This is a genomic window from Streptomyces sp. NPDC043812, from assembly GCF_056436245.1.
Genome location: NZ_JBWKCY010000067.1, coordinates 1 through 6851 on the forward strand (window position 1 = coordinate 1; position 6851 = coordinate 6851).

A 6851-nucleotide genomic window follows, 5' to 3' on the forward strand; every position below is an offset into this window, starting at 1 on the left:
AGTGCATCGGTGACGCGTTCGCGTGGACCGAGGCGACCATCGCGCTCGCGACAATCCTCCCGCGATGGAAGCTGCGCCCCCCGCCCGGCAGCCGGCCTCCCAAGGAATCCCTGTCGTCGATGGCCCACCCCGACAAGGTGCCGATGATCGTGGAACGACGCGACGCCCCGTAGAATTCACGGTTCACTTCATGAGCGGCCCGTATACGGGGCCGCTCAGTTGCATGGGACAGAATGCCAACAACCCCCTTCGGAACCCCGGGCATGCCCGACTGGGCAAGCGGCCCGAGGGCGCGCGAGGCCTGTGCCGGTGTCCTGCCCCCGTGGACCGGTCGGGCCGGTCGGAGCGGATACGGTCGCCGGTCAGCCCACAGGCGCCGGGTCGGGTTCGATGCGCCGGGCCAATGAGCATGACGGCGAGGGGGCGCCGCACAACTTCACGGTGTCCTTGTCGACGACTTCGAGGACGACGGCGTGCCTGGTAGAAGCATCTCTCGCCGTGGACGTACACGGAGATCGCGGTGCCGCGTAACTCTTTCCTGGCCACCCTGTTGACGAGACTCTGAACCTCCGGGGTTCGCGGATCCGGGGGTGCGCGGAGAACGTGCGGCCCGCCTGCCTGGCTTGCCCCGCCGCTGCGGAGTCCTCCGGCGTGCCGACGAGGTAGTTGCGGACGACGGTCTGCTGCTCGGGTGACAGCTCGTCCCAGTACGTGCTGATCAACGCATCACCGGCGTGCCGGATCGCGTGCCGGTTTCGTCGGCGTCCACAGCCCGGCCCCCGGGGATGGGGCCGAAGATTGAGGCGAAGGCGTCGAGTGCCAGCTGACGGCTGGGCCCGTCGACGTACTCTCGTTGGGTCAGCACCTCCCACGCCGTCGACTTCTGACCGGCTGTCGGTTCCTCGTCGTCACCGGAGAACACGGTGACCACCGTGACCACAATCGCGGCGACGAACAGGAGCACCGCCGCGGCGACCAGCACGAGGGCACGGCGTGACAAGCGAGGCGGCGGCCTGCTGATCGCCACCCTGGGTGCGCCCCCGCCCGCCGACTGGGCCGCCGGGGCTCGAACCGCCATGGCCCTGCGCACCGAACAGGAGGTCGGGTTCAGAGCTCGTGCCTCCGCCCCCGCCGCAAGGAGCGGTGGGGGCGGAGCTCCAACTGGCGCGGACGCGGGAGTGGTCCGCGGGGCAGGAACCTCAGTCGACGAGGTACTTGACTGCGTCGACCAGGTGCGGGCCGTAGCCGAAGGCCGTTCCGAGGCGTTCGCATCGCTCGTACACCGCCGGGGACAGCCCCACGGAGAAAGTGCTGACGGCGCAGATCATGAACCGGAAGGCGAGTTCGGCGCAGACCATTTCGGCGCACCGTTCCAATGCGTCCTGCGTGGCGCCGAGAGGTGTGTTCCGCTTCCGTTCCCGGCCGAGCAGCCCGATCAGGTCGACCACCTCCGGCGCCCGCCGGCGGTGGTCGACGCCGCCGCTGACGCGCCGTCCGGCACGCACCCCGGATACGATGCGCAGGCCTCGGCCGACGCTCCGCGCGACCGCGCGAGCGGGACCACCAGCGACAGCACGTGGTCCGCCGACGCGCGTTCCTCGCCGCCGATCTCCGGGGTGCCCCGCGCCACGTCCGTCGCCCGCCACAGCAGGTCGAGCTCCGGGCCGTCGAGGCCGGAGTCGCGTAGGCGCAGCAGATCCTCGATCAGGAGGAGGACGGGGCCCGGATCGCCCTCCCTTCCGTACCACCGGACGATGTGATCCGTCGCTGTGGCGGCGTCGAGAGACCAGTCGGCCGGTCATCATGTCCTTGCCGGTGATCGCCTCCACGATGCCCTTGCCGTCGCCGATGCCCGGCATCAGGCCGAGGATGATGGACATTCGGCGCTGCTGTTCCTCGCTGTCCAGGCCGGAGGAGCCGTCGCTCCAGGTCTTGCCGACGTTCGAGAAGTCGAACTCGAAGGCCGGAACCTCGCGGAGCTTTTCGGCGGCCTTCTTGATGCCGGGGACGACCTTGTTCATGTCGTCGACGGCCTTGTTGGCCTGGCCGATGCCCTCGTTGAGGGTGTCCATGCCCCTGTTGGCCTTGCTGATGGACTGGTTCAGCCCGTCCAGCGACGTGTTGATGTCGTCGACGGCGTCGTTCATATCGCCCAGTGCGCGGTTCATCTTCGCGAACCCGGCGTTCATCTGGTCGAGCGCCGTGCCGATCCCTTCGAGACTGTCCTTGACGCCCTTGACCGCGGCCTGGAACTTCGGGTCGCCGACCAGCTGCGCGAGCCCGAGCGCCAGCCGTATCAGCAGCAGGGTCATCTCGGTGATCACGAGGATCGTCTCGATGGTCTCGAGGACGTCCTTGATCAGCTTGTCGATGTCCTTCTGCGTGCCGGCGGCCGCCGTACGGATCCGGTCCTCGACCTGCTTGCGGTACTCAGGGTCCGCGATCTTGGTCGGGTCCTCCTTGAAGGCCTCGCTCAGCTTCTGGCGGCCGGCGGCCTCCTTCTTCACCGTGCCGAAGTGTTCGAGGGTGTCCTTGTGGAGGTAGTGGACGCCGTATGCGAACATGCCGACGCCGGCGCCCACTTTGAGGGCCTTCTGCGCGAAGTCGCGATAGCAGCCCGGCTTTTCCAGCAGCGACAGCTTGCCGCAGCCGGAGCTGGCCGCCGGACGTTGAGCATTCAGGCGGGTCTCCGAACGGATACTGGTGACTACGCGTCACCAGTAGTCTTTGATGCGCACGCGGGGCACCGGCGAAAGTTCCCGGCGCCCGGCCTGCAAAGTCGGTGGCGGGTGGGCGCCGAGAGAAGCTGTGGCCATTGCTGTGGACGCTGCTCGTGGCCGCAGGGAAGTTCGGCGTTGGCCTCAGCTTTTTGCCGAGTCAGTGAGAGTGACACCGTGATCGGGTGTCACCTCGGCAGCGTGACCGGAAGCGAGCTCGGTGAGCAGCAGGGCGATGTCGTCAGCTCGGTACGCGGAGCCCCGGGCGTTGTGCAGAAGCCGGTCGGCGAGTTCGTCCGGTGAGTCCGCAGGGGCGTGGGCCAGGGACGCTCTCAGGCGGTCAATCCCTACCTTGATGTCGGCGCCGCGTTCCTCGACCAGTCCGTCGGTGTAGAGGGCGAGGACGGACCCTGGTGGGAGGTCGATCCGGGTTGCTGGATAGGCGCTCGCGCGATCCACACCGAGGAGTGGGCCGATGTCCAGTTCAAGGGCGTCGGTCGTCCCGTCGGGACGGCGGAGCAGGGGTGGAGGGTGGCCGGCGGTCACGGCGTAGGCGTGGTGGCCGTGGGGTTCGAGGTGGATGTAGCAGCAGCTGGCCAGCAGCCCGGGGTCGAGGTCGATGAGGGTTCGGTTGACGCCGGCCATCACATCGCCGGGCGTATGGCCTACCGCCGCGAAAGCCCGTACGGCGCTGCGCAACTGGGCCATGGTGGCCGCGGCGGCGATGCTGTGCCCCTCCACGTCTCCGATGACAAGAGAGACCCCGCTACCGGTGGGGATGACGTCGTACCAGTCGCCACCGATGTCCATTCCGCTGGTGCCGGGCAGATAGCGCGCGACGGTGCGGATACCCGGGACTATTGGCAGCCGGTGCGGCAGGAGCGCTTGCTGCAGGCCGCGCGCGAGGGCGAACTCGGAGTCGTAGAGCCGCGCTCGTTCCAGGGCCTGGGCGATCAGCCCGGCGAGTGCGGTGAGGACGCCGCGGTCCTTCTCCGTGAACCGGTGGATCTCGTCGAAACCGAGGACGCAGGTGCCGACAGGGTGGCTGGAGGCGATCAGTGGCAGATACGCCCAGGAGCGTACGTCGCCCGTGGGGGTGCCCGGGTAACCCTGGGAGAGATCCTGCTGCGACTCGATGAAAAGCGGAGTGCCGGAGGTCAAGGTCTCCGTACCGGGCAGGCGCGCATGCAGCGGTACGCCCTCCAGCCAGTCGAGGAAGTCTTCGTGATGGCCGGTGTGAAAGAGCAGACGCATCGTTCCGTCGCGGACCACGTAGATCGCCAGCTGCTGGCCTCCGAAGGCTGGTAGGAGCTGGTCGGAGATGACTTCGCAGACTTCGCGGGCGGTGACCGCCTCGGTCAGCGCGCTGCCCAGCTGCAGGACGTGGTACATGACGCCCAGGCGCGCCGGTGGGGCGCCGGTTGCTGTCTCGGCCGAGGAGGCGGATGGCGTTGAGGTCGAGGGTGAATTGCCGACGGGCACCACCCGGCCGGTTACGCCGTCTGCTTCCGGATGGAGGGTGAAGGCGAGCCACCGGCTGGGCGGTCGGCAGGCCAGGAAGGAGACTGGCGCCTGCGAGATCATCGCGGACCGGTGCCGGTACTCGACGTCGGGATCGGACAGCCACGGCAGCACGTCCGCGAGAAACTGGCCCAGCAATTCGTTGCCGCGCACGCCCAGCAGCTGCAGGGCGCTGTGGTTGGCGTAGGTGACCCGTCCGTCGGGGGCGAGGGAGAACACCCCGTCCCGCAGCCGTTCGACCGCGGCGACGGCTGCGCTGCCGGCCTGCGCGTCGACGACCGTGCCGACCATGTGGGTGAGTGCCCGCGCGCTGTCGGCCGCCGGTGCGCGGCCCCACAACTCGACCGTGCGGTACCCCTCGCTGCCGTCCCTGTGATCCCGTATGCGCAGGCGTCGCGCTTTGATCCGGCCCTCGGCGGCTCCCGCGCGGGCGGCCGCTCGGAGGGCGGCGCGGTCGCCGGGGTGCAGGCAGGAAGCAAGCGTTTCGGCTCGTCCGTCGAAAGTACGGGGGTCGAGACCGAAGATCGCGCAGAGCTCGTCGTCCACGGTGAAGGTGCCGGTGACGAGGTCCCAGTCGAACAGGCCGGCCCGTACGGCCGGTGCCGATGGAGCTGGGGTCTCGACGGGATTCGTCTGCGGGTCGCACTCGACGGGATCGCCGGTACGGGCGCGGAGGTCGGAGAGGGAGTCACCGAGCCGGTTGGCGATGGTCCGCACGTGGCGGCGCTGGGCCTTGGGCAGCCCTTCGCCGCCGGGTGACGCCGCCCAGACGATCGCCAGCGCACCGAAGGTCTCCTCACCTGAGCCCACCGGCACGGAGCAGGAGCCGAAGGCGTACGGCAGAGCTACCGCGAGCTGGGGATACCGGCGCATCGTCTCGTCGGCGTCGGCCAGGTGGACCGTGCGCCCGGAGCTATAGGCTGCGGCGACCGGGATGGGACTGCTCACCGGAATGAGGTGCCAGCCCCCGAGCAGAGAGGGTGGCACCCCGCACGTCGCGGCGAGCACGATCGACCGGCGGTCGCGGGAGCGGAGAAAGACGCTCCCGGCGTACGCGCCGGTTCCTTCGACGGCTTCGACGACGGCTGCAGCGAGCAGATCCTCACGCTGCGCCGTCTCGCCGACGGTCATCTCGGGCATAGTTCCAGTGTGCGCAGGTCGGGCCCGTCGGCCCAAGGCGGCAGCCCAGCGAGACGCATCGATCGCAGGGTCCGTCGCCGCGATCCGGCTATGGCTCCGCCCCGGATCCCCGAGACACCCGGGCAATCACGCAAACCGTCCACGGTGCGGGGCACCTGTACCGTCCGGACACGGAGGACGTTAAAGACCTCCATAACTGACAGCTACTGAGCGTCACCGATACTCATGATCACCCGGATTTGCTCGGACGGCGCTCATGATCCGCCGACAGTGCTCATCGAATCGCGGATCCTACGGACGGGCCGCCAGGCATTCGGCACCTGCGGTGGATGTGGCTGCGGTCGTGGAAGGTCAAGATCATTGTGACGGCCGTCGCCGCCTGATGGCGGCCGCGGAGCCGCTCCCAGGGCGCGGTCGGCGACACCTGGGCCCGACAGCTGGAGTACGCGCCCGTCCTCGCTCTCGTCGGCAGCGAGGACGCCGACGACGGGACCGGGCACTCCTTGCCCAGCTCCACCCCACTGCCCGCCGGCCGCCGGATCCGGTGAACTCGCCCAGCTGGCCTTCGCCGGCTTCGACGTGGAAGCGGCGGCCGCCGCCCAGCACCCGGTCTGCGCCCTGCTACCCGAGGAGGCGGACGAGGCGGGCATCGCCACTCTCGTCTGGCACCGCCGCCGCCCCTTCCACCCCGAACGCCTCTACCAGTCACTGGAAGACCTCTGTTGCAGCGCCGCCCGCAGCCGCGGCCGGTTCTGGCTCGCCGACCGGCCCGACACCTTGCTCGCCTGGGACGCGGCGGGCGGCGCGCTGTGCGTGGAGAAGGCCGGGCCGTGGCTGGCCTCCCTGCCGGACGCCGCATGGGACATGGTGCCCCCGATTCGCCGGGCCGCTGCCGACCTGAACTGGCACCCCGAGCACAGCGACTGCTGCCAACACCTCGTCTTCAGCTCCCCCGGACTCGACCGCGACGGCCTGGCACAGCTTCTCGAGTCCTGCCTGCTCACCGACGACGAGTACGCAGCCGGCCCCGAGGCGTGGAAGCACCTGCCGGCCGCATTCGACTCCCTCCTCGATCCCGTCTCATAACCCCGGCACCGGACACCGTCCGAAGTCCGCACCGAAGCAAGGAGCACTCATGGCCCGCCGCCACGACCCGCCCCGCAAGCCGCTCAAGTCCCGCCTCGACCCCCTGGACGCGGCCAGGATCACGTAAGTCGACTACAAGACACCGACCTGCTGCCAGCCCGTGTACGTGCACGTCGGCGGCTGCCACATGACAGGCAGGCGCAGCAAGAGCGTGCCCCGACAGACGGCAGTGCGGGCTCTCGCCGAGGGTTGCAGGTCTCAGCCGTCTCAGCCCGAGTTCGTCGGGTTCGCTGATTCGGCGGCGCGGCGGTGTTCGGCGTTGATGCGCTGGGCTTCTTCGAGCTGGTCTTCGAGGATGACGATGCGGCAGGCGGCGTCGATGGGGGT

Annotated in this window: 3 protein-coding genes and 2 pseudogenes; 1 reads left to right on the top strand and 4 read right to left on the bottom strand. The window is 69.3% G+C overall.

From position 1 onward, the window contains the following. Positions 1-718: 718 nt before the first annotated feature. From AC067Z_RS38315 to AC067Z_RS38325, 3 genes are all read right to left on the bottom strand, one after another. Complete coding sequence (locus AC067Z_RS38315) at positions 719-982, bottom strand: hypothetical protein (protein WP_478794272.1); 264 nt, start codon at positions 980-982, stop codon at positions 719-721. Between the two features lie 217 nt (positions 983-1199). Further along, on the bottom strand, positions 1200-2582 hold the full coding sequence (locus AC067Z_RS38320; protein ID WP_478794273.1) for a pre-toxin TG domain-containing protein: 1383 nt from the start codon (positions 2580-2582) through the stop codon (positions 1200-1202). Between the two features lie 279 nt (positions 2583-2861). Continuing rightward, a complete protein-coding gene (locus tag AC067Z_RS38325; protein WP_478794274.1) occupies positions 2862-5378 on the bottom strand; it encodes a SpoIIE family protein phosphatase in 2517 nt (838 codons plus the stop codon). Between the two features lie 404 nt (positions 5379-5782). On the opposite strand from AC067Z_RS38325, the pseudogene AC067Z_RS38330 reads away from it, so the two are divergent. Next, a pseudogene (locus AC067Z_RS38330) lies at positions 5783-6464 on the top strand (GTP-binding protein); the annotation flags it as partial. A gap of 267 nt (positions 6465-6731) precedes the next feature. On the opposite strand, the pseudogene AC067Z_RS38335 reads toward AC067Z_RS38330, so the two are convergent. Further along, positions 6732-6851, bottom strand: a pseudogene (locus AC067Z_RS38335) (MerR family transcriptional regulator); the annotation flags it as partial.

Coding starts and splice junctions, on each gene's coding strand:
- AC067Z_RS38325 (WP_478794274.1), bottom strand. CDS start 5,378: ATGCCCGAGATGACCGTCGGCGAGACGGCGCAGCGTGAGGATCTGCTC.